This is a genomic window from Formivibrio sp. oc-25, assembly GCF_055810895.1.
In genome coordinates, this window is sequence record NZ_JBVVOL010000009.1 from 36,523 (window position 1) to 59,371 (window position 22,849).

Consider the following 22,849-nt stretch of genomic DNA (forward strand, 5'->3'; position numbering starts at 1 on the left):
TCAGACTCTCAATGTTGCGCCGCACGCTTCGGCCTTGCGGATGATGCTGGCAATGGCGGCGTCAACATCCTCTTCAGTAAGAGTTTTGTGAGTATCTTGCAACAACACCTTGAAAGCAAGGCTTTTTCTGCCTTCTGGCACCCCTTTGCCGCGGTAGACATCGAAGAGCTTGATGCCCGTCACGAGCGGGTTATTCAGGCTTGCAAACGCCTGCAGCAACATATCGCAGGAGTGAGATTCTTCAACGATCAGGGCCAGATCACGTCGTACAGGCTGGAACTTGGAAACCGGCTTGGCTCGTACTGCCTCAATCTGCATCAGCGCAGCCAGATCTAGTTCGAATACCACGGGGGCGCTGGCCAGATCGTAGGCAGGAATCCACTGCGGGTGCAGTTCGCCCAGCATGCCGATTACCTTGCCATTGAGCACGACTTCAGCGCTGCGGCCCGGATGCAGGGCAGGGTGGTTGATGCGGCGGAATTCGGCGGTGCGTGGAGCCAGCAGCGATTCGACATCAGCTTTGATATCGAAGAAGTCCACTTTTTCCTTGCCTGCGCCCCATTGTTCGGCAAAGCGACCACCCCAAGCCAATCCGGCAACCTTTTCCGGCTGGCTGTCTGCTGTCGTGCCATGGAATACGCGGCCGATCTCGAACAGACGTATGCGTTCGTGCTTGCGGGCCTGGTTGTGCTTAAGCGAGTTGATCAGGCCGCCCAGCAGGGTAGAGCGCATAACGCTCATTTGCGAAGCGATCGGGTTGATCAATCTGACCGGTGTGGTGTTGCCGGCAAAATCGGTTTCCCATTTCTCTTCGACAAAGGCATAAGTCACGGCTTCCTGGTAGTCGCGGCCAGCGAGAATGTCGCGCAGCGTACGCTTGGAGCGCTTGTGTCCCGGTTGCGGCAGCATGAACAAGCGCGTGGCCGATGGTTGCACCGGCACGTTGTCGTAGCCGTAGAGACGTGCGACTTCTTCGATCAGGTCTTCTTCGATTTCGATGTCGAAACGGAAGGAAGGCGGTGTGACGGTGATGACATCACCAGCGATCTGGCAAGGCAAATCCAGCCGGCGCAGCAGATTCAGGATCTCGTCAGCAGAAAGGGTGACGCCGAGTACCTTGGCTACACGACTGACGCGCAAGGCGACTGGCTTGCGCAGTGGCAATTCTGCACGGGCTTCGGTCACCGGGCCGGCCTGGCCGCCGCAGATGCCGAGCACCAGTTGGGTGGCGCGCTCCAGCGCAACTACGCAGTTGTCGAAATCGACACCGCGCTCGAAGCGGTAGGAGCTGTCCGAGCCAAAGCCAAGCCGACGCGATTTGCCGGCAATTACTTCGGGAGCAAAAAACGCGGATTCCAGGAAAATTTCCGTGCAGCCAGCCTCTACGCTCGATTCTGCGCCACCCATGATTCCGGCTAGGGCAACGGGGCCTGCCTCATCCGCAATCACCAGCATGTCTGGCTCAAGCGCGAGTTCTTTGTCGTTGAGCAGCTTGATCGTTTCGCCACTGCGGGCAAAGCGGGCGCTGATGCCACCGTTAAGCTTGCCCAGGTCGAAGGCGTGCATCGGCTGGCCGAGTTCCAGCAGCACGTAGTTGGTGATGTCGACAATAGCCGAGATCGAGCGCACACCGGAGCGTTCCAGGCGTTGCTTCATCCATTCGGGTGTCGCAGCCGCCTGATTGACATGCTTGATGACGCGGCCGGCGTAGCGCGGGCAGGCCTGGGGTGCTGTCAGCGTCACGGTACGTGTGTCGCTGAGGGTAACCGCTGCGGAATCAATGACAATCGGATGGAGTTCGGCGCCGGTCAATGCGGCAACTTCACGCGCAATGCCCCGAATCGACAGGCAATCAGTGCGGTTGGGTGTGAGCTTCAGGGTGAACAGGCGGTCATCCAGGTTCAGATAGTCACGAATCGACATGCCAACCGGTGCATCCGCCGGCAGGGTCAACAGGCCGCTGGCATCTTCACTGATGCCAAGCTCCTTGGCAGAGCAGAGCATGCCGCGTGATTCGATACCGCGAACCTTGGCCTGCTTGATGGCGAAATCGCCGGGCAATACAGCACCGATACGTGCGCACGGTACTTTTTGTCCGGCTGCCACATTGGGGGCGCCGCAGACAATCTGTAACGGCTCGGCCTCGCCGACATTGACGCTACAGACGTTCAGGCGGTCGGCGTCCGGGTGTTTCTGCAGAGAGAGTACCTCGGCCACGATGACATTGCTGAATGCTGGGGCAGCAGGATCGTTTTCTTCCACTTCCAGGCCTGCCATGGTCAGCAAATGGGCCAGCTGTTCTGATTCGAGCGCCGGGTTTACCCACGTGCGCAGCCATTGTTCGGAGAATTGCATGAGGGGCTCCTGCTCTTAGCGGAATTGTTCCAGGAAACCGAGATCGTTCTCGAAGAAGAGGCGCAGATCGTTTACGCCGTAGTACAGCATGGCAAAGCGGTCCAGCCCGATGCCAAAGGCAAAGCCGGTATATTTTTCGCTGTCGATGCCAACTTTCTTCAGAACATTGGGGTGCACCATGCCGCAGCCGCCGACTTCCAGCCAGCCACGGGCGCCAAGTACGTCAATTTCGGCCGAAGGCTCGGTGAACGGAAAGAAGGAGGGGCGGAAGCGCACCTGCAGGTCGTCCTGTTCGAAGAACTTGCGCAGGAAATCGATCAGCACACTTTTCAGATCGGCAAACGAGACATTTTCATCTACCCACAGGCCTTCCATCTGGTGGAACATGGGCGAATGGGTGGCATCGGAGTCGACGCGATAAACCCGGCCAGGGGCGATGATCTTGATCGGCGGCTCGTGCGATTCCATGAACCGGGCCTGAATCGGCGAGGTGTGCGTGCGCAGAACGAGCGGCATCTCCGGACTGGCACCTTCTACATAGAAGGTATCCTGCATGGCGCGGGCCGGGTGATCCTTGGGGATGTTCAGCGCTTCAAAATTGTAGAAATCGGTTTCGATTTCGGGGCCGTCGGCAACTTCAAAACCCAGTGTCGAAAACAGGGTTTCAATGCGTTGCTGCACCAGTGTCACCGGATGCAGGCCACCCTTGCCGTGGCCACGTCCGGGCTGGGTGATGTCCAGCGCCTCGGCTGCCAGCTGGGCTGCCAGTTTTTCGGCTGCCAGCGCTTCCCGGCGTTCCGTCAGGGCGGCTTCGAATGCCTGCTTGGTCTGGTTGACGGTGGCGCCAAAAGTTTTCTTTTCTTCCGGTGGCAACGTGGCCAACTGTTTCAGCAGTGCCGTAATGAGGCCCTGCTTGCCTACGTAGTGTGCTTTAACGTTTTCGAGTTCCTGCGGGTCATGTGTTGCGCTCAGCTGCGCAATCCCTTGTTCCAGGAGGGCTTGGACGTTGTCAGTCGTCATGGTCTTGGCCGGAAGTGAGTATTCGGTGGAGAAAGAAAAAAGGGAGGCTGATAGCCTCCCTTTAGTTACTGCCGAGGATCAGGCGAGGCTAGCCTTGGCTTGCTCAACAAACTTGGCAAATGCCGGCTTGTCAAACACGGCCAGATCGGCCAGAACCTTGCGATCCACTTCAATGCCAGCCTTCTTCAGGCCGTTCATGAAGCGGCTGTATGCCAATCCGCACTCACGGGAAGCTGCGTTGATACGCGCAATCCAGAGTTGACGGAACTGGCGTTTTTTCTGGCGACGGTCACGGTAAGCGTATTGACCTGCCTTCATCACCGCTTGCTTGGCGATGCGGTAGACGTTCTTGCGACGGCCGCGATAGCCCTTGGCAAGTTCCAGAACCTTTTTGTGACGGGCACGAGCCGTTACACCACGTTTAACGCGAGGCATATTTTCTCTCCTTTATGTTATGCGTAGGGCAACATGGCGCGAACGTGACCCATGTCACAGGCGGTCACTTGTTGGGTGCCGCGCAGTTGGCGCTTGTTCTTGGTGGTTTTCTTGGTCAGGATGTGGCGCTTAAACGCTTTGCTGCGCTTGATGCCACCGCTGCCTTGAACGATGAAGCGCTTTTTGGCGCCGCTCTTCGATTTCATCTTGGGCATGATGATGTCCTTCTTTCGTTAGATTCGGCAACAGGCGCCCCAAAGGGTCTTTATGCCCGCCACCTCGCTTTTTTGCTGCTGCCGGCCATTCCGCAAGGATTGGCCTTGCCGGGTGCAGCAGCCCACCCGGTAAAACTTTAGACTTTCTTCTTGGGCGCCAGCATCATCACCATCTGGCGGCCTTCCAGCTTTGGGAACTGCTCTACTACTGCCAGTTCTCCCAAATCGGCCTCGATGCGTTTAAGTTGCGCCATGCCGATATCCTGGTGGGCCATTTCACGGCCACGGAAGCGCAGCGTGATTTTGGCTTTGTCGCCATCTTCCAGAAAGCGGATCACATTGCGCAACTTGATCTGGTAGTCGTTCTCGTCCGTTCCGGGGCGGAACTTTACTTCCTTGATCTGGATCTGCTTCTGCTTGAGCTTGGCAGCGTGCTGTTTCTTGGCGTTCTGATACTTGAATTTGCCGTAATCCATCAATCGGCAGACCGGCGGTTGCGCATTGGGCGCAATTTCCACCAGATCCATTTCGGCATCCTCGGCCTGGCGCAATGCCTCATACAGGCTCACGATGCCAAGTTGTTCGCCTTCCGCACCCTGCAAACGAATTTCACGCGCGGTAATCTCACCATTGATCCGCGGCTCTTTTTCCTGGGCAGCTATCGCAGTTCTCCAAATCAAGTTAAAACAAAAACCGTGCGTCTGTTGCCATCCGGTCTCAGATCGGGTCGGCCTGCAGGCGTTCGATCAACGCGGCTACAGTCATTTGGCCCAGATCTTCTCCGGTACGGCTACGCACGGCCACCAAGCCCGCAGCTTTCTCCTTGTCACCCACAATGATCTGATAAGGCAGGCGCTGCAAGCTATGTTCGCGGATTTTATAGGTAATCTTCTCGTTTCTCAAGTCGGCTACTGCGCGCAGACCGGCGGCCTTGAGTTGTGCCGTGACTTCGGTAGCGTAATCGGCCTGATGTTCGGAGATATTCATCACCGCCATTTGTACGGGTGCGAGCCAAAGCGGGAATGCGCCGGCATGGTGCTCGATCAGGATGCCGATAAAGCGCTCCATGGAGCCGAGCACGGCGCGATGCAGCATTACCGGATGCACGCGGGTGCTGTGTTCGTCGACGTATTCGGCATCCAGGCGAACCGGCAGGTTGAAGTCCAGTTGCAATGTGCCGCATTGCCAGACACGGCCAAGGCAATCCTTCAGCGAGAATTCAATCTTCGGGCCGTAGAAGGCGCCTTCGCCAGGCTGAACTTCGTAGGGCAGGCTCTTGGCTGCAAGCGCAGCAGCCAGTGCGGCCTCGGCGCGATCCCATTGCTCGTCCGAGCCAACGCGCTTTTCCGGACGGGTGGAAAGTTTGACGATGATGTCGTCAAAGCCGAAATGTTTGTATACCTTTTGCAGCAGCTCGATGAAGCTGGCGGATTCTTCCTGGACCTGGGCTTCGGTACAGAAAATGTGGGCATCGTCCTGGGTAAAACCGCGTACGCGCATCATGCCGTGCAGGCTGCCAGACGGTTCGTTGCGGTGACAGGAGCCAAATTCGGCATAGCGCAGCGGCAGGTCGCGATAGGAGCGCAGGTCGCTGTTGAAAACCTGGATGTGGCCCGGGCAGTTCATCGGCTTGACGGCGTAGTCGCGCTTTTCCGATTCGGTGGTGAACATCAGGTCGTGGTAGTTTTCCCAGTGACCGGATTTCTCCCATAGCGCCCGATCCATCACTTGCGGGGTGCGGATTTCCAGGTAGTTGTGTGCGGTCAGGGTGCGACGCATGTATTGTTCGATCGACTGCCACAGGCTCCAGCCCTTCGGGTGCCAGAAGATCATGCCGGGGGCTTCGTCCTGCATGTGGAACAGATCCAGCTGCTTGCCGAGTTTGCGGTGATCGCGTTTTTCGGCTTCTTCCAGCATGTGCAGGTACTGTTCGAGATCTTCTTTCTTGGCCCAGGCGGTGCCATAGACACGCTGCAGCATTTCGTTCTTGCTGTCGCCGCGCCAGTAGGCGCCGGCAACCTTCATCAGCTTGAAGACTTTCAACTTGCCGGTGGAGGGAACGTGCGGGCCGCGGCAAAGATCGGTGAAGTCACCTTGCTTGTATAGCGACAAGGCTTCATTCGAAGGAATTGATTCGATGATCTCGGCCTTGTATTTTTCCCCGATCGACTTGAAGTAGGCAACCGCTTCGTCGCGCGACAGCTCCCGGCGTTCAAGTGGTGTATCGGCCTTGGCAAGTTCGGCCATTTTCTTTTCGATAGCGGCAAGATCTTCCGGGGTGAATGGGCGCTTGTACGAAAAATCATAGTAGAAGCCGTTGTCGATCACTGGGCCGATCGTGACCTGCGCGTCCGGGAAGAGTGATTTGACTGCCTGTGCCAGCAGGTGAGCGGTCGAGTGGCGGATGATATCCACGCCCTCTGCGTCGCGATCGGTGATGATGGCGAGTTGTATGTCGCGATCGATCAGGAAACTTGTGTCTACCGGTTTGCCGTCCACCTTGCCTGCAAGCGCTGCGCGCGCCAGGCCAGCGCCGATGCTGGCTGCGACCTGTGCGACGGTCAGGGGGGCGTCATAGCTGCGTTGGGAGCCATCGGGGAGGGTTACGACCGGCATGATTGTCACCTGCTTATCTTGGAGGTTGTAAAACGGCAAAAAAAAAGTGCGGGGTTAGCCGCACTTTTTTCTGGATCAGGTCAAATGCACGACTTACCGGCTGTGTTTTTCGGAAGTCGTGGTAGTTCGGAACATTTGTTTCTGATCCTGTGTGTATTCGTTGGTAGGCACGATTGGACTCGAACCAACGACCCCCACCATGTCAAGGTGGTGCTCTAACCAGCTGAGCTACGTGCCTAACGAGAGACCGGCATTATACGGAAGCCATTTTATTTTGCAAGCCTGCGTGAAGAATAGTTGTGTGGCGGCGCGCGGCTTGCCATCTGCTGGTGTTGTTTGTGGGAGTGTGCGCTTTAATCTATAATCACGCGCTTGGTCCAAAACGGAGCGCTTGTTGCGCGCTTTGCGAGCGTGGCGAAATTGGTAGACGCACTGGATTTAGGTTCCAGCGCCGCAAGGTGTGGGAGTTCGAGTCTCCCCGCTCGCACCAGCTGCAACAAGTCTGGATCCGCTCAAATGTTGCTGACGGCACGAAGTGGCGTCGAATCCATATCTCAGAAAATATTAAGGAATACAGGTAATGCAAGCACAACTGGAAATCCTGGAAAACCTCCAGCGTCGCCTGGTCATTTCGGTGCCGCGTGAAGAAATCGCCAAGCAGGTCGATGCTCGTCTGAAGCGTGTAGCCAAGACTGCCAAGCTTGACGGTTTCCGTCCGGGCAAGGCGCCGATCAATATCGTTGCACAGAATTATGGTTTCCGCGTGCAGGAAGAAGTGTTGGGCGAAACGGTTGAGCGCGCATTTGGCGAAGCAGTAAAAGAGCAGAATCTCAATGTGGCCGGTTATCCCCGTTTCGAACCGCAAGAGAGTGAAGGTGCCGATGCTGATTTCCAGTTTGCTGCAACGTTCGAGGTCTATCCCGACGTGAAGATCGGCGACCTGTCTGCTGTCGAAGTGGAAAAGCCGTTGCTTGAAGTTAGTGATGCCGAGGTCGACAAGACTATTGATATCCTGCGTCGCCAGCGTACGCGCTATGACCGCGTTGAGCGCGAAGCCGCTGACGAGGATCGCGTGATTATCGACTTCAAGGGTACGATCGACGGCGTGGCTTTTGCTGGTGGTACTGCCGAAAACTACGCATTCCTGCTGGGCAAGGGCCAGATGTTGCCCGAATTTGAAGCCGGCATTCGCGGTATGAAGGAAGGCGAAACCCGTACGGTTGAGGTGAGCTTCCCCGCGGATTACCACGGCAAGGATGTGGCTGGTAAAACTGCCCAGTTCGAAATCACCTTGAAAAACGTCGCTGCAGCACAACTTCCGGAAGTGGATGAGCAGTTTGCCCAGAGTCTTGGCATTGAAGGCGGCGATGTTGCCAAGATGCGCGAAGAGGTCAAGGCAAATCTGTCCCGTGAAGTTCGCAACCGTCTGAAGGCGCGCGTAAAGGAAAATGTGCTGAATGCATTGGTCGAGGTTGCCCCGATCGAATTGCCCAAGGCGCTGGTTTCCATTGAAACCGCACGCCTGCATGAAAATGCTCAGTCGGACATGAAAGCGCGTGGCATTGATCCGAAGCAGATGCCGTTCCCGGCAGAGATGTTTGAAGAACAAGCCAAGCGCCGTGTTCATCTTGGCCTGGTTCTTGCTGAGCTGGTGGATGCCAATGATCTGAAAGCCAAGCCGGAACAGGTTAAGGCGCTGATCGAAGATATGGCACAAAACTACGAAAATCCGTCTGAAGTCGTAGCATGGTACTACGCCGACAAGAAGCGCCTGGCTAATGTAGAGTCGATGGCGCTCGAGGATGGCGTGGTTGATTTTGTTCTGGGCAAGGCCAAGGTTGTGGAAAAGGCTGTAGCCTTCGATGAGTTGATGGGTCAGCAAGGCTGATGCATCGGCAGGGAGATAAAGTATGACCAAACAGGAATTCGATCCGCAAAACCTTGGCTACATCCCGATGGTGGTTGAGCAAAGTGGGCGTGGCGAGCGTTCGTACGATATTTATTCACGCCTGCTCAAGGAGCGGGTTGTGTTCCTGGTTGGGCCGGTCAATGATCAGACAGCTAACCTTGTGGTAGCGCAGTTGCTGTTCCTTGAATCGGAAAACCCGGATAAGGATATCTCCCTCTACATCAATTCGCCCGGAGGTTCGGTTACGGCCGGACTGGCGATTTATGACACGATGCAGTTCATCAAGCCAGATGTATCGACCTTGTGCGTCGGCATGGCTGCCAGTATGGGGGCATTCCTGCTGGCAGGCGGCGCCAAGGGCAAACGCTTTGCGCTGCCGCATTCGCGTATCATGATTCATCAGCCGCTGATCGGCGGCTTGGCGGGCCAGGCTTCCGACATTGAAATTCACGCGCGTGAATTGATCAAAACCAAGCGAACCTTGAATGAGTTGCTGGCCAAACATACCGGCCAGAATATCAGCACGCTTGAACGTGATACCGACCGTGACAATTTCATGAGCGCCGAGGAAGCCAAATCCTATGGCCTCGTGGATGAAGTGTTGCTGACCCGCGCAGCCGCACACTGATGTTTTCCCTGGCTGCCGTATTTGTACGGCAGCCTTCATTTTCTCTGCCCTGATGACAGGGATCGCACAAAATGCCCAAATCAAGCGACAAACTTCTCTATTGTTCTTTCTGCGGCAAAAGCCAGCATGAAGTCACCAAGCTGATAGCCGGGCCTCAGGTATTCATCTGCAATGAATGCATTGCATTGTGCCAGGACATTATTCGCGAAGAAGCTGGCCAGGCCAGTGTGAGTGAAGTGCATACGCCGGAAGGCAAGCATTTGCCTTTGCCGACTGAAATCCGTGAAAACCTCGACCAGTACGTGATTGGCCAGGATCGTGCCAAGAAAATTCTGGCCGTGGCGGTCTATAACCACTACAAGCGGCTTGCCAGCAAGGTGCAGACTGGTGATGTCGAGCTGTCCAAATCCAATATCCTGCTGATCGGTCCAACTGGTTCAGGCAAGACGTATCTGGCGCAAACGCTGGCCAAGATGCTGGATGTGCCTTTTGTAATTGCAGATGCCACGACGCTGACTGAGGCGGGTTATGTTGGCGAGGATGTGGAGCACATCATTGCCAAGTTGTTGGCGCAATGCGATTACGACGTGGAAAAGGCCCAGCGCGGCATCGTTTTCATCGATGAAATCGACAAGATTGCACGCAAATCCGAAAATCCTTCGATTACGCGCGATGTTTCAGGCGAGGGTGTACAGCAGGCCTTGCTGAAGATCGTCGAAGGTACGGTTGCATCGGTACCGCCGCATGGCGGGCGCAAGCATCCCAATCAGGAGATGCCGCAGGTTGATACCACGAATATTCTTTTTATTTGCGGTGGTGCATTCGAAGGGCTGGAAAAGATAATCCGCAACCGCTCGGTCAAGGGGGGTATCGGTTTTGGAGCGCAGGTGATCAGCGAAGAAGCCCGCGAAAAAACGGCTAGGCGGTTGCAGGATGTTGAACCGGATGATCTGGTCAAGTTTGGCTTGATTCCGGAATTCGTTGGCCGTTTGCCCGTGATTGCCACGCTGGATGAGCTTGATGAGGCTGCCTTGGTGTCGATTCTGACCGAGCCCAAGAATGCGCTGGTCAAGCAATTCCAGAAGCTGTTCGAAATGGAAGAAGTGCAGCTGGAAATCGAACCGTCAGCGCTGACGGCCATGGCACACAAGGCCATGGAGCGTAAAACCGGTGCGCGGGGCTTGCGTTCCATCCTTGAGGGCGTTTTGCTGGATACCATGTACGAATTGCCTGCCATGGACGGAGTCTCACGGGTGGTTGTCAATGCCGAGGTGATTACCGGCAAAACGCAGCCACTACTCGTGCCTGCCGATCCAAAGCAGCAAGCCGCTGCATAAGCTATTTGTCACAGGAACGGGCCGCCCGTACATAAAAGGGCGGCTTGTTTTGTTTCTTCGGGTTGAATAAAGTGTCTTTCAACCGCATTGTCATACCAAGCATATTTCTTATCAGGCCTTGAGCATCATGTCCGAACATCAAGCATTGCCCGCTGAACTCACCGCCTTACCCATGTTGCCGTTGCGCGATGTTGTCGTGTTTCCGCACATGGTTATCCCGCTGTTTGTTGGCCGGCCCAAATCGATTCGTGCGTTGGAGGCTGCCGCCGATGGTGGTCGGCATATTTTGCTGGCCGCACAAAAGAATGCAGCCAAGGATGAACCTGAACTGGCCGATATCTATCCGGTCGGCACGGTTGCAACGGTTCTGCAGTTGCTGAAGTTGCCGGATGGAACGGTCAAGGTGCTGGTCGAAGGTGTCCAGCGCGCAGAAATTTCAGCGCTTTCTGATGAGGAGGGCTATTACCGCGCAGAGGCCTTGCCACTGGCTGTCGGCGATGATGATGGGCATGAGATCGAGGCGATGCGTCGTACCCTGATGACGCAGTTTGATCAGTACGTAAAGCTGAACAAGAAAATACCGCCGGAAATTCTGGCCTCTCTGTCCGGAATCGAATCCGCCAGCCGTCTTGCGGATACCGTGGCGGCACATTTGCCGCTCAAGCTTGAACAAAAGCAGGTTTTGCTCGAAATGACCGACGTCAAGCGCCGGCTGGAGCATTTGCTCAAGCAGCTCGAAACCGAGCTCGATATCCTGCAGGTGGAAAAGCGCATTCGTGGTCGCGTGAAACGCCAGATGGAAAAGAGCCAGCGCGAGTATTACCTGAACGAGCAGGTTAAGGCCATTCAAAAGGAACTCGGTGAGGCCGAGGAAAGTGCCGAGCTCGACGAGCTGGACAAAAAAATCAAAAACGCCGGCATGACCAAAGAGGCCAGAGAAAAGGCCGAGGCGGAGCTCAAGAAGCTGCGCATGATGTCGCCGATGTCGGCAGAGGCGACGGTGGTACGCAACTATATCGATACGCTGATTGGTCTGCCCTGGAAGAAGAGAACCAAGATCAGCAAGGATATCGCGGCCGCCGAAGTGACGCTCGATACTGATCACTATGGCCTGGAAAAGGTCAAGGAGCGCATTGTCGAGTATCTGGCGGTGCAAAGTCGGGTCGACAAGCTCAAGGCGCCAATTCTTTGCCTGGTTGGGCCGCCCGGTGTGGGCAAGACTTCGCTTGGTGAATCCATAGCCAAGGCAACCAATCGCAAGTTTGTGCGAATGGCCTTGGGTGGCATGCGTGATGAGGCTGAAATTCGGGGACACCGCCGCACTTACATCGGTTCAATGCCGGGTAAAATCCTGCAGTCGATCACCAAGGTCGGAGTCAAGAATCCGCTGTTCCTGCTGGATGAAGTCGACAAGATTGGCGCAGATTTCCGGGGCGACCCTTCTTCGGCTTTGCTGGAAGTGCTTGATCCGGAGCAGAACCACGCCTTCAGCGATCATTATCTGGAAGTGGATTATGACCTGTCCGATGTCATGTTCGTTGCTACGGCCAATACCCTGAATATTCCGCCGGCCTTGCTGGATCGGATGGAAGTGATTCACTTGTCCGGATACACCGAGGATGAAAAGGTAAATATCGCGCTCAAGTATCTGGTGCCCAAGCAATTGAATGCCAATGGCGTGAAGGAAGGGGAGTTGCAGATCGGCGACGCCGCGATCCGCGATATTGTCCGCTATTACACGCGCGAGGCCGGGGTGCGCAGTCTGGATCGCGAGATTGCACGCATTTGCCGCAAGGTGGTGAAAGGTTTGCTGACCAAGCCTTCCGACAAAAAAATCGTGGTGACGGCCAAGAACCTCGACAAGTATCTGGGGGTGCGGCGCTATGAATACGGTCTGGCCGAGCAGAAAAACCAGATCGGCCAGGTGACGGGGCTTGCCTGGACCGAGGTGGGTGGCGAGCTTTTGACGATTGAGGCGGTGCTGTTGCCGGGTAAGGGTAATATCCTGCGTACCGGCAAGCTGGGCGATGTCATGCAGGAGTCGATTCAGACGGCCTTATCGGCAGTTCGTAGCCGTGCCGCCTTGTTGGGGATCGATACCGAGTTTTATCAAAAGCATGATATCCATGTGCACTTGCCGGAAGGGGCTACGCCGAAAGATGGTCCGTCAGCCGGTATCGCCATTGCGACGGCAATGGTTTCCATTCTGACCGGTATTCCGGTACGCTGTGATGTTGCCATGACGGGCGAGATCACGCTGCGGGGCGAAGTGCTGCCTATTGGTGGTCTGAAAGAAAAGCTGCTGGCTGCATTGCGTGGCGGCATCAAGCATGTATTGATCCCGGATGGTAACGTAAAGGACTTGGCTGAAATTCCGGATAATGTAAAGCGTGGCCTGACAATTCATCCAGTTAAGTGGTTTGATCAGGTGCTTGGGCTTTCATTGGAGCGTCAGCCTGAGTTATTACCGGTTAAGGATGTGGCGGTTGAGGCGGTGATTGCCGACAACAGCGTTGAGCCGATCCAACAGCCGGTTAAACACTAGTTGACATGGCAATTTGCCACTTGTTATAAAGCCTTGGTAATTCGGACTCCCGGACCTATCCAACCATAAATCTGAAAGGGGACGTAAGTGAATAAATCGGAACTGATCGACGCCATTGCTGAATCTGCTGGTTTGACTAAAGCTCAGGCAGGCAAAGCACTTGATGCAACCGTGGATGCCATCGGCAAGGCATTGAAAGAAGGCGAAGAAGTAACGCTGGTTGGCTTTGGTTCTTTCTATGTGGCAGATCGCGAAGAGCGTACCGGCCGCAATCCGCGTACTGGCGAAACGATCAAGATCGCTGCTGCCAAGCAACCGAAGTTCAGGGCTGGCAAATCCCTGAAGGATGCAGTACAATAATCGACTTTCTATCTCGCCCTATAGGCGAGATAGATATGTGGTAAAGGGTGGTTAGCTCAGTTGGTTAGAGCGCCTGCTTCACACGCAGGAGGTCGGTGGTTCGAATCCACTACTACCCACCAAAATGCAGTTGCTTGCTGGTTGCTGTTTTTTGGGTTAACATCCACGTCCGTTTTGGAGCGGTAGTTCAGTTGGTTAGAATACCGGCCTGTCACGCCGGGGGTCGCGGGTTCGAGCCCCGTCCGCTCCGCCAAAATGCTAGAAAAGGGCAAACTCAGGTTTGCCCTTTTTTATTTTGTGCATCTGATAGGCGTTCATGTGAGTTCGGCCTCCGTGGATGGTGGGCTATGCGCGTGTGAATGCCGGAAAGTACGGAAAGACAGAGTGCATGCTGATCTGGCATCATATGCCGCTGTTTGATTGAAGGAGTTCGGGGTTCATGTTTGATCTGGTGCAGAAGAATAAAACCGTAGTACAGATTGTGCTGGCAATGGTATCCCTTGGTCTGGTGGTCGGATTCGGGATCAGTGGTTATAGCGCCTTCCAGGATGGCGGTAATTATCTCGCCAAGGTGGGTGATGTCGAGATCACGGAGCGCGATATTGCCGAAGCAGTCAATAATCAAAATGTTCCGGCGGAAATGCGCCCTGCAATCATCGAGCAGGTGGTTCAGCAAAAGTTGCTGGCAACACAGGCTGCGGCATTGCGTCTGAACGTGAGCGATGCCACCCTGCGTGAGTTTATCGCAAAGATCGATGCCTTCCAGAAAGATGGCAAATTCGATCCGGCTCTCTACAAGGAGTTGCTGGCGCAACAGCGCATGACGCCGGAAGCCTTTGAGCAAAAGCTCAAGCAGGATCTGGCATTGCGCCAATTGGTCGGAGGCATGGCTGGCGCTGGGATTGTTTCATCGGCCATGCAGGAGAGAATGGAAAAGCTGCTAGGCGAGCGCCGCGAACTGCAAGTGTCCGTGGTGTCGGCACAGGAATTCGTGCAAAAAGTGGCTATTACCGACGCGGAAATCCAAAAGTATTACGAGACACATTCGGCCGAGTTCAAGATGCCGGAACAGGTCAAGCTTGAGTATCTGGTTCTCTCGCGCGATGAGTTGTCCAAAGCGCAGGTGGTATCGGATGATGAAGTGCAGAAATACTACGATGCCCACAAGCAGGATCTTGCCAAGGAAGAGCGCCGTGCTCGCCACATCCTGCTGACCTTCCCGCAGGGAGCCTCTGCCGAGCAGAAGGCGGCTGTCAAGAAGCAGGCTGAAGCAGTCCTGGCTGAAGTCCAGCAAAACGCAGCGCGCTTTGCCGAAATTGCCAAGCAGAAATCGCAGGATCCCGGCTCTGCCGCAAATGGTGGCGACCTGGGCTGGTTTGGGCGCGGCATGATGGTCAAGCCGTTTGAGGATGCAGTATTCGCACTGGAAAAAGGAAAAACCAGCACTCTGGTGGAAAGCGAGTTCGGTTTCCATATCATCAAACTGGATGATGTGCGTAACAAGGCACTGGCAGATGCCAAATCGGAAATTCTTGAAACCCTGAAGCAACAGAAGGCGCAAAACGCCTTCCAAGTGCAGATGGAAAAATTCAACGAAATCGTTTACCAGCAAGCCGACAGTTTGCAGCCCGCTGCAAACGAACTGAAGCTGCAAATTCACAAGAGTGACTGGATCGGCAAACAGGGTGCGCAGAACGGCGATCTTGCGAGCCCAAAGCTTATGGAAGCTGTTTTCGGTGATGATGTGCTCAAAGGCAAGCACAATTCCGAAGCAATCGAGGTCGCGCCGGGCGTGCTGGTTTCGGCGCGTGTGATTGAACATAAGCCGGAGCAGATCCCTGCGCTGGCCGAGGTCAGTACAAAGATCTCTGCCAAACTGCGTGAAGACAAGGCGGTGCAGAATGCGATGGAAGAAGGTGCGGCCCGCCTGAAGCGTTTGCAGGCAGGTGAGCGCATTGATCTGCAGTGGTCTCAGCCACAAGAGGTTGTTCGCATCGGCACTCGCCAGATCGACGAAGAGCAATTGAAGGCGATATTCCGTGTGCCGGCGGACAAGTTGCCGGGTTATGTCGGCGGCGAGCTCAAGGGCGTTGGTTATCTGATCTTCAAGGTGGCCAAGGTGTCCCCAGCAACGCCGCTCGAAGCTTCGGCTCGCCGGCAGATGAGCGACTCGCTTGCGCAAATGTATGGGCAGGTGGCGTTGCAGTCTTATCTTGATGGCCTGCGCAAGCAGATCCAGGTTGAGTATCCGGCAGCAAAGGCCAAGACTGAATAAGCAGGTATGTTAAGAAATGCAAAACGGCGACATTTATGTCGCCGTTTTGCATTTCACCCTCCATTTTTCTGGATTTCTGCCGATAAAGCGTATGAGGCTGTTGTGTAGAGAGGATGCAAATGGGGCAGGTATGGGAAGTGTGTTGCGAGGTGCTCGGCGGCGAGAGCGATCAGGCCGTCAGCCGCGATGCAGGTATGCTCGATGTGGTTGCGCTGCGCGAGAGGGAGCCATCATTGCTCGTGCATCGCGCGCTGTCTGAATTGCATAACGTCATTAAAATTCCGCCGGGCTTCTTGTCTTTTTGATCCTCATGCCCTTGCTGTTGGCTGGCTGTAACTGGGAAGCGGCTGGTTATGGTACAGTTGCACGCATTTTTCAGGTTCGTTTGAGGATGGATTCCTGTCCGCACGCTGCCTGATGACAGGTTGGTTCCCCGCTGTGTTGCTCCGATTTTTTATCTCATTCCTGATGCTTGGGGTAGTCATCCCGGCAGAAGCTCGTCGTGTTCTCATTCAGGCCGGGGATATTTCCTTACCGGCGGAATATCGCGCACCTACCCAGCCCCGCATGCCTGCCATATTGATGATGCATGGCTGTGGCGGCTTGCTTACGCCGACAGGGCAGATCAGCAGCCGTATGGTTCGTGTAGGCAACCTGCTGCAGGAAATGGGCTACGGGGTTCTTTACCTGGACAGCTTTACTCCGCGCGGCATCAAGCAAGTGTGTTCTCCGGGGGCATCCTCAGGCACGATTGCGCCATCCATCCGGGCGCGGGATGCCGAAGCTGCGGTCAGTTGGTTGCGTCGGCAAAAAAATGTCGATGGTTCCCGGATTGGCGTACTGGGGTGGTCGCACGGCGCTGATGCCATTCTTTCCTTGCTGGGTCGCAAGAACCGTTCGATCAAGGCCGCGGTGACCTATTACCCCAGCTGCCGTTCGTTTGCCAAGTTAAAGAAGTATCGGGTTTCGGCACCTACGCTGGTCCTGGTGGGCGAAATGGACAAAGCCGCGCCGGCGCAGGAGTGCAAGAAATTGGCCGCCAAGACAGGCCAGGATCTGTTTCATGTCGTGACTTATCCCGAGGTTGGACATGATTTCGATGCGCCGGTGGCCAGCCCTTCTGCGCAGAATGATGTTCCCAACCATGCGCGGAGCAAGGATTCGGCCTTTAATGAACCGGCCGTCGATGCTGCGCAAGATGCCAATCGCCGTACGTTTAAATGGTTTTCACGCTGGTTTGATCCGGAGCGTGCAATCCAGGGCGTTCCCCCCAGCAGCAAGCAAGGTCGTTGAATCCGGTTCTCCATTGAACGCCCTTTGAGCCTGCGTGAACGCTGCCTTGCCATCCTATCGTGCTCCACAAGAACCTGTTCAAAGTCTTGCGGCGAGGCGCTGCTCGGAACGTCCCAAGAGAGACTCCTTCGAGCGTCATCATTTATCCACATAAACCCCGATTCCTGTGCTGCGCTTCACCCCGCAGAGATCCTCTCGCGACAGACTTTGAACAGGTTCTAACGGATCATCCAGGTTGAAATCAAAATCTGGTTTGACGGTCTGAGCAGATGGGGCTGGCTTCCATTACAATCGCGGTTTTCGAAGGAGGCCCGAATGTCTATCCAGAATATGTTTGCGCAACTCGCCGCAGCAGCCGGCGTGCAATTGGTCAATTCGACGGAGCTTTATCCGGCCCTGCACCAGGCTGGTGATGTCGGTTTGCCCATGCTTGTCGTTGAAAACAAGCTTGGGCGTGCCGTAATCGCTTTGCAGGGTGCTCACCTTATGGAATTCAAGCCAGCTGGCGCGCCGGAAATGTTCTGGATCTCGCCCAAGTGCATGCTTGAAGCCGGCAAGCCGATCCGTGGCGGTATCCCGCTCTGCCTGCCCTGGTTTGGGCCGGGTGCCGATGGCAGCACGCCGCACGGTTTTGCCAGACTGATGCCGTGGAGTCTGGTGGGATCAGAGGTTTGTGGCAATGGGGCAACGCGCGTGGTGCTGGAGTTGACAGGCGATGAGAGTGTGAATCCGCTGTGGCCGCATGCCTTCAGTTTCCGCCTGGAGATAACGGTTGGCGGCAAGCTCTCGCTCAAACTGGTCGCCGAGAACCGTAGCAACCAACCGGCGCCGTTTGCCTTTGCCTTCCATACCTATTTTGCTGTTGAAGATGTAGCCAAGGCACGTGTGGCGGGCCTGGAAGGAACGACCTTTATCGACAAGATGGATAATTTCGCGCGCAAGACCCAGTCTGGCGAGGTGACGATTGAAGGTGTGACCGACCGCATTTACCTGGATGTGCCTGCCGTGCAGCACCTGAATGCTGCCGGGCGCCAGGTAGTGATTGAATCTGATGCCAAATGCGCCGTAGTCTGGAATGCCTGGACCAACGACAAGAATATGGCTGACCTGGGCGAAGGCAATCATGTCGGGTATCTCTGCGTGGAGCGTTGCGATGTGGCAGACCGGGCAGTGACGCTGCCGCCGGGTGGCCAATACCAGTGTTCGATGACTCTGTCGTACTGATTCCGTATTCCATGCCAATGAACAGCCCGTCATAATGATGGGCTGTTTCCATTTGAGTCCATCCCCATGCGATACCAGGATTTACGCGATTTCATGCAACAGCTTGAGTGTCGGGGCGAGCTCAGGCGCATCGGCGTGCCGGTTTCTCCCGTACTGGAAATGACCGAGATTTGCGATCGGGTATTGCGTAGCGGCGGGCCTGCGATTTTGTTTGAAAAGGCTGTCGGCCATTCACTGCCCGTGTTGGCCAACCTGTTCGGCACGCCGCAGCGGGTAGCGCTGGGTATGGGGGCGAATGATGTCACTGCCCTGCGCGAGATCGGCAAGTTGCTGGCCTACCTCAAAGAGCCGGAGCCGCCACAAGGCCTGCGCGATGCGTGGGAAAAGTGGCCGGTGCTCAAGCAGGTGCTGAACATGGCGCCCAAGGTGGTTGGGCGGGCGCCATGCCAGGCAATCGTGATTGAAGGCCCTGATGTCGATCTGGGAACATTGCCGATCCAGCATTGCTGGCCCGGCGATGTGGCACCGCTGATTACCTGGGGGCTGGTGGTAACGCGCGGCCCGGAGAAAAAGCGCCAGAATCTGGGGATCTACCGTCAGCAGGTCATTGGCCGCAACAAGGTGATCATGCGCTGGCTTGCGCATCGCGGCGGGGCGCTGGATTTTCGCGAACATGCCCGCTTGTATCCGGGCCAGCCTTTTCCGATCGCCGTGGTATTGGGGTGCGATCCGGCCACTATTCTGGGGGCGGTAACGCCGGTACCCGATTCCTTGTCCGAATACCAGTTCGCCGGTTTGTTGCGCGGTGCCCGTACCGAGCTGGTGCAGTGTCTCGGTTCTGGCCTGCAAGTGCCGGCACGCGCCGAGATCGTGCTGGAAGGCCATATCTACCCGGATGCCGATTCACCAACCGGCTTTGAGCAGGCACTGGAAGGCCGCCCGGCCGGCGTTCCGCCACGGCCGAGCACTGGATTTGAAATGGCCCTGGAGGGGCCATACGGCGACCATACCGGCTACTACAACGAGCAGGACTGGTTCCCGGTATTCACCATCGATCGCATGACCATGCGCGAAAACCCGATTTACCACAGCACTTATACCGGCAAACCACCGGATGAGCCGGCCGTGCTCGGCGTGGCGCTGAATGAAGTGTTCGTGCCGATCCTGCAGAAGCAGTTTCCGGAAATCGTCGATTTCTATCTGCCGCCCGAAGGCTGCAGTTACCGCATGGCCGTGGTATCAATCCGCAAGCAGTATCCAGGACATGCCAAGCGCGTGATGTTCGGGATCTGGTCTTTCCTGCGCCAGTTCATGTATACCAAGTTTATCGTCGTAGTGGATGAGGACGTGAACGTGCGCGATTGGAAGGAGGTAATCTGGGCTATCACCACCCGTATGGATCCGGCACGGGATACCACGTTGGTGGAGAATACACCGATTGACTATCTCGACTTTGCTTCGCCGGTCAGCGGCTTGGGCAGCAAGATGGGGATGGATGCCACCAACAAATGGCAGGGCGAAACACAGCGCGAATGGGGGCGTCCTATCGTGCAGGATGCTGAAGTCAAAGCCAGGGTCGATGCGATCTGGCATGAGTTGGGGCTGTGAACGTGTGGTTTCTGTCCCAGCTGGCGGAAAGGCGCATTGAAGAAGCGCGAGATCGTGGTGAGCTTGATAATCTGCCGGGCAGTGGCCTGCCGCTGCCGCAAGATGATGATCCGCTGGTGCCAGAGCATCAACGCATGGCTTATCGCATTCTTAAGAACAGTGGCTATCTGCCGGCCGAGCTGGAAATGCACAAGGAAGCGGTTGATATCGCCTTGCAATTGGCTCGTTGCGAAGGTGGTGCGGAAAAGGTGCAATTGCTGGATCGACTGGCCCGCATCAATCTTTACCTGGCAGAAAGCGGGCGGCGGCAATTGATCGTGCCGGAAAACTATGCGGAAATGCTGGCACAGCGTCTGGCATCCAAATGACTATGCTGGCAATAACAGAACAACGATAACAATACTAGGAGTTGCACCATGCTATCGAATCCAGGCAGGGAGTTTCAGTTTACCGAGCAAGATTTCGAAAAAGTCCGCAAGCTGATCTACGACTACGCGGGTATCGCGTTATCGCCGACCAAGCATGACATGGTGTATGGCCGGCTGGCCCGCCGCCTGCGCGCACTGAACCTGACCACGTTCCAGCAATATCTGCAGATTCTGGAGCGCGGCGACAACAAGGAATTCGAGCTGTTCACCAATTCGCTGACAACGAATCTGACCTCGTTTTTCCGTGAATCGCACCATTTCGATATCCTCAAGCCTTTTCTGCAAGCCAACAAGGCACAGGGCTCGTTCTCGATCTGGTGCTCGGCTTCCAGTACCGGGGAAGAGCCATATTCGATTGCGATAACCGCGTGCGAGGCCTTTGATAGCCTGCGCCCTCCAGTCAAGATCATCGCCACGGATCTGGATACCAATGTGCTGGAGGTGGCCAAAACGGCAATCTACAGCGGTGAAGAAGTACAGAAGCTGACGCCGACTCGCGTACAGAAGTATTTCAACAAGCTGGCCGATGGCCGCTACGAGGTAAAACAGGAGCTGCGCGATCTGGTCGTATTCCGTCGCCTGAATCTGGTCGAGCCGAACTGGATGATTCGCGGCCCATTCGATGCGCTGTTCTGTCGCAATGTGATGATCTATTTCGACAAGCCGACGCAACTCAAGATCCTGCAGCGCTTTGCTCCACTGATGAAGTCAAGTTCCCTGCTGTTTGTCGGCCATTCCGAAAACCTGTATCACGCCAGCGATCTGTTCCGGCTCAAGGGCAAGACCGTGTACGAACTGATAAGTGCAGGCGGGGCGACCGCCGGGCGCTGATTTTATTCGCGCCAGCGATACCACAGACTGCCGGCCAGTTCGCGCAATGCCGTGCTGCTGGAGTAGAAAGCCATGGCGCGAGGCAGCAAGCTTAAGGCGCTGAAGGGTTCACGGTTGGTGTAATCGGTGGGGGCGGCCATTACCGTGAAGCCTGCTGCTTCGAAGGCCTGTCTGGCACGCGGCATGTGATTGGCGGAAGTGACCAGCAGAATGTGGCGCTGGTTGGCCGCAAGCAAGCCCGCGCTCATGGTTGCATTGTCGCGGGTATCGTTCGAGTGTGCTTCCACCCAGCGTACCGGCACGCGGAATTCCTGCTGCAGGATATCGCGCATCAACACCGCTTCGGCCACGCCACCTGCCGGTGCACCGCCGCTGACCAGGATCGGTTTACCGGTTTGCCGATGCAGGCGTGCGGTGTAACGCAGGCGACTCAGCGTAACGTGGTTGATCGTTTCATTGCCGGGCAGGTCGATGGCACCAAAGCGCTTACCCCCGCCCAGGCAGACAATGGCATCCACGGCAGCAAGCGGAGCCGCTGAGGCCAGTGGCATGGCTTCGACCTGCGCCATCAGCCAGCCGGCAGCCAGCGGTGTGGTCAGGGCGTAGAACAGCAGTGCCGAGCAGGCAGTCAGCCACTTTCCCAGCCAGCTGCGCCAGAAAAGCAGACTCGCCAGCAACAGCAGCACAAACAGCCCCGGTGGCAAGAGCAGGGTGCGAAGGATCTCCTTGGCGAGATAGGAAGAAGCCAGGTCCATCTTTATGTTCTCCGGAAAACAAAAAGGCTGCGATCAACGCAGCCTTGAAGCATAGCAGCATAACCTGCTGTCTTACTCGCCGAGATAAGCTTCCTGGATCTTTGTGTTGGCCAGCAGGTTGGCAGCGGTATCGGCAAGACTGATCCTGCCCGATTCCATGACATAACCGCGATGGGCCGTCTGCAAAGCCAGCTTGGCGTTCTGCTCAACCAGCAGGATGGTGACGCCTTCGTTGGAAATCATCCGGATGATCTCGAAGATCTTTTGCACGATGATCGGTGCCAGACCCATTGACGGTTCATCCAGCAGCAACAGCTTGGGGCGACTCATCAGCGCGCGGCCAATGGCAACCATCTGCTGCTCGCCGCCCGAAAGGGTGCCGGCCAGTTGCTTCATGCGTTCCTTCAGGCGCGGAAACAGGCTGTAGACGTGTTCCAGATCTTGCGCGATGACAGCCTTGTCGTTGCGCACATAGGCGCCCATCAACAGGTTTTCCTCGACCGTGAGCCGGCTGAAAATGCCGCGCCCTTCCGGCACCATAACCAGCCCCTGGCTGACGTGTTCGTGCGGCGGGGTGCGCGTGATCGACTGGCCGTTGAAAACGATATCGCCCTCGGCTGGTTTGACCATGCCGACCAGGGTTTTCAGGGTGGTAGTCTTGCCGGCACCGTTGGCGCCGATCAGCGCAACCAGTTCACCCTGCTTGATTTCCAGATCGATGCCCTTCACAGCATGGATGCCGCCATAGGCCACCTTCAGATTCTTGACTTCCAGCATGCTCATTCCGGTGCCACTCCCAGATAGGCTTCAATCACGCGCGGGTTGCGCTTTACTTCTTCCGGCACGCCTTCCGCGATTTTCTTGCCGTAATCCAGCACCGCGATCCGGTTGCACAGATCCATCATCAGTTTCACATCGTGCTCGATCAGCAACACGGTAATGCCATCGTTGCGGATCTTCTGCATCAGCTGCTTCAGATCGTCCGTTTCTTTCGGGTTCATGCCGGCTGCCGGTT

At 56.0% G+C, this 22,849-nt stretch carries 21 protein-coding genes and 4 tRNA genes; 15 read left to right on the plus strand and 10 right to left on the minus strand.

Annotated features, from left to right (window positions below; genetic code table 11):
• The 7 genes from pheT to AC0KVQ_RS07905 form a co-directional block, all read right to left on the minus strand.
• Nucleotides 1-2,355: a phenylalanine--tRNA ligase subunit beta gene (pheT, locus tag AC0KVQ_RS07875; protein WP_473420598.1), complete on the minus strand. Its 2,355-nt coding sequence runs from the start codon at nucleotides 2,353-2,355 to the stop codon at nucleotides 1-3.
• 15 nt (nucleotides 2,356-2,370) lie between these two features.
• Nucleotides 2,371-3,375 carry a phenylalanine--tRNA ligase subunit alpha gene (pheS, locus tag AC0KVQ_RS07880; RefSeq protein WP_473420599.1) on the minus strand — a complete coding sequence of 335 codons (1,005 nt, stop codon included), beginning with the start codon at nucleotides 3,373-3,375 and terminating at the stop codon, nucleotides 2,371-2,373.
• 78 nt (nucleotides 3,376-3,453) lie between these two features.
• Complete coding sequence (gene rplT / locus AC0KVQ_RS07885; RefSeq protein WP_473420600.1) at nucleotides 3,454-3,810, minus strand: 50S ribosomal protein L20; 357 nt, start codon at nucleotides 3,808-3,810, stop codon at nucleotides 3,454-3,456.
• Between the two features lie 17 nt (nucleotides 3,811-3,827).
• Entirely contained in the window at nucleotides 3,828-4,025 is a 198-nt protein-coding gene (gene rpmI / locus AC0KVQ_RS07890) for a 50S ribosomal protein L35 (protein WP_473420601.1), read from the minus strand.
• A gap of 137 nt (nucleotides 4,026-4,162) precedes the next feature.
• Complete coding sequence (infC, locus tag AC0KVQ_RS07895; RefSeq protein ID WP_473420602.1) at nucleotides 4,163-4,705, minus strand: translation initiation factor IF-3; 543 nt, start codon at nucleotides 4,703-4,705, stop codon at nucleotides 4,163-4,165.
• 37 nt (nucleotides 4,706-4,742) lie between these two features.
• A complete protein-coding gene (gene thrS / locus AC0KVQ_RS07900) occupies nucleotides 4,743-6,641 on the minus strand; it encodes a threonine--tRNA ligase (RefSeq protein WP_473420603.1) in 1,899 nt (632 codons plus the stop codon).
• Between the two features lie 161 nt (nucleotides 6,642-6,802).
• Nucleotides 6,803-6,879: transfer RNA gene (locus AC0KVQ_RS07905), tRNA-Val, on the minus strand.
• 167 nt (nucleotides 6,880-7,046) lie between these two features.
• On the opposite strand from AC0KVQ_RS07905, the gene AC0KVQ_RS07910 reads away from it, so the two are divergent.
• The 15 genes from AC0KVQ_RS07910 to AC0KVQ_RS07980 all read left to right on the plus strand — a co-directional run bounded on the left by AC0KVQ_RS07910 (nucleotide 7,047) and on the right by AC0KVQ_RS07980 (nucleotide 21,079).
• Nucleotides 7,047-7,131, plus strand: a tRNA-Leu gene (locus tag AC0KVQ_RS07910).
• Nucleotides 7,132-7,221: 90 nt separating this feature from the next.
• Nucleotides 7,222-8,529 (plus strand): trigger factor, encoded by a 1,308-nt coding sequence (tig, locus tag AC0KVQ_RS07915; protein WP_473420604.1) that lies wholly within the window; start codon nucleotides 7,222-7,224, stop codon nucleotides 8,527-8,529.
• A gap of 22 nt (nucleotides 8,530-8,551) precedes the next feature.
• Nucleotides 8,552-9,178 carry an ATP-dependent Clp endopeptidase proteolytic subunit ClpP gene (gene clpP / locus AC0KVQ_RS07920; RefSeq protein WP_473420605.1) on the plus strand — a complete coding sequence of 209 codons (627 nt, stop codon included), beginning with the start codon at nucleotides 8,552-8,554 and terminating at the stop codon, nucleotides 9,176-9,178.
• Between the two features lie 71 nt (nucleotides 9,179-9,249).
• Nucleotides 9,250-10,515: an ATP-dependent Clp protease ATP-binding subunit ClpX gene (clpX, locus tag AC0KVQ_RS07925; protein ID WP_473420606.1), complete on the plus strand. Its 1,266-nt coding sequence runs from the start codon at nucleotides 9,250-9,252 to the stop codon at nucleotides 10,513-10,515.
• A gap of 127 nt (nucleotides 10,516-10,642) precedes the next feature.
• Nucleotides 10,643-13,060 (plus strand): endopeptidase La, encoded by a 2,418-nt coding sequence (lon, locus tag AC0KVQ_RS07930; RefSeq protein ID WP_473420607.1) that lies wholly within the window; start codon nucleotides 10,643-10,645, stop codon nucleotides 13,058-13,060.
• A gap of 87 nt (nucleotides 13,061-13,147) precedes the next feature.
• Nucleotides 13,148-13,420, plus strand: a complete 273-nt coding sequence (locus AC0KVQ_RS07935; protein ID WP_473420608.1) for an HU family DNA-binding protein — start codon at nucleotides 13,148-13,150, stop codon at nucleotides 13,418-13,420.
• 45 nt (nucleotides 13,421-13,465) lie between these two features.
• A tRNA-Val gene (locus tag AC0KVQ_RS07940) sits at nucleotides 13,466-13,542 on the plus strand.
• Nucleotides 13,543-13,596: 54 nt separating this feature from the next.
• Nucleotides 13,597-13,673: transfer RNA gene (locus tag AC0KVQ_RS07945), tRNA-Asp, on the plus strand.
• Nucleotides 13,674-13,859: 186 nt separating this feature from the next.
• On the plus strand, nucleotides 13,860-15,695 hold the full coding sequence (locus AC0KVQ_RS07950; protein ID WP_473420609.1) for a SurA N-terminal domain-containing protein: 1,836 nt from the start codon (nucleotides 13,860-13,862) through the stop codon (nucleotides 15,693-15,695).
• A 119-nt stretch (nucleotides 15,696-15,814) separates the two neighbouring features.
• Nucleotides 15,815-16,000 (plus strand): hypothetical protein, encoded by a 186-nt coding sequence (locus tag AC0KVQ_RS07955; RefSeq protein ID WP_473420610.1) that lies wholly within the window; start codon nucleotides 15,815-15,817, stop codon nucleotides 15,998-16,000.
• 163 nt (nucleotides 16,001-16,163) lie between these two features.
• Nucleotides 16,164-16,988, plus strand: coding sequence for a dienelactone hydrolase family protein (locus AC0KVQ_RS07960; protein WP_473420611.1), 825 nt, complete (start codon nucleotides 16,164-16,166; stop codon nucleotides 16,986-16,988).
• Nucleotides 16,989-17,303: 315 nt separating this feature from the next.
• Nucleotides 17,304-18,212 (plus strand): D-hexose-6-phosphate mutarotase, encoded by a 909-nt coding sequence (locus tag AC0KVQ_RS07965; protein ID WP_473420612.1) that lies wholly within the window; start codon nucleotides 17,304-17,306, stop codon nucleotides 18,210-18,212.
• A 66-nt stretch (nucleotides 18,213-18,278) separates the two neighbouring features.
• Nucleotides 18,279-19,820, plus strand: a complete 1,542-nt coding sequence (locus AC0KVQ_RS07970) for a UbiD family decarboxylase (protein WP_473420613.1) — start codon at nucleotides 18,279-18,281, stop codon at nucleotides 19,818-19,820.
• Between the two features lie 2 nt (nucleotides 19,821-19,822).
• Nucleotides 19,823-20,188 (plus strand): DnaJ family domain-containing protein, encoded by a 366-nt coding sequence (locus AC0KVQ_RS07975; protein ID WP_473420614.1) that lies wholly within the window; start codon nucleotides 19,823-19,825, stop codon nucleotides 20,186-20,188.
• Between the two features lie 48 nt (nucleotides 20,189-20,236).
• Nucleotides 20,237-21,079, plus strand: coding sequence for a CheR family methyltransferase (locus tag AC0KVQ_RS07980; RefSeq protein WP_473420615.1), 843 nt, complete (start codon nucleotides 20,237-20,239; stop codon nucleotides 21,077-21,079).
• A gap of 2 nt (nucleotides 21,080-21,081) precedes the next feature.
• Here AC0KVQ_RS07980 and AC0KVQ_RS07985 read toward each other — a convergent pair whose 3' ends face one another.
• The 3 genes from AC0KVQ_RS07985 to AC0KVQ_RS07995 all read right to left on the minus strand — a co-directional run bounded on the left by AC0KVQ_RS07985 (nucleotide 21,082) and on the right by AC0KVQ_RS07995 (nucleotide 22,835).
• A complete protein-coding gene (locus tag AC0KVQ_RS07985) occupies nucleotides 21,082-21,834 on the minus strand; it encodes a YdcF family protein (protein WP_473420616.1) in 753 nt (250 codons plus the stop codon).
• A gap of 72 nt (nucleotides 21,835-21,906) precedes the next feature.
• Nucleotides 21,907-22,617, minus strand: coding sequence for an ABC transporter ATP-binding protein (locus tag AC0KVQ_RS07990; protein WP_473420617.1), 711 nt, complete (start codon nucleotides 22,615-22,617; stop codon nucleotides 21,907-21,909).
• Nucleotides 22,614-22,835, minus strand: a complete 222-nt coding sequence (locus tag AC0KVQ_RS07995; RefSeq protein WP_473420711.1) for an ABC transporter ATP-binding protein C-terminal domain-containing protein — start codon at nucleotides 22,833-22,835, stop codon at nucleotides 22,614-22,616. Before AC0KVQ_RS07995 ends, AC0KVQ_RS07990 begins: the two co-directional genes overlap by 4 nt.
• Nucleotides 22,836-22,849: the final 14 nt, after the last annotated feature.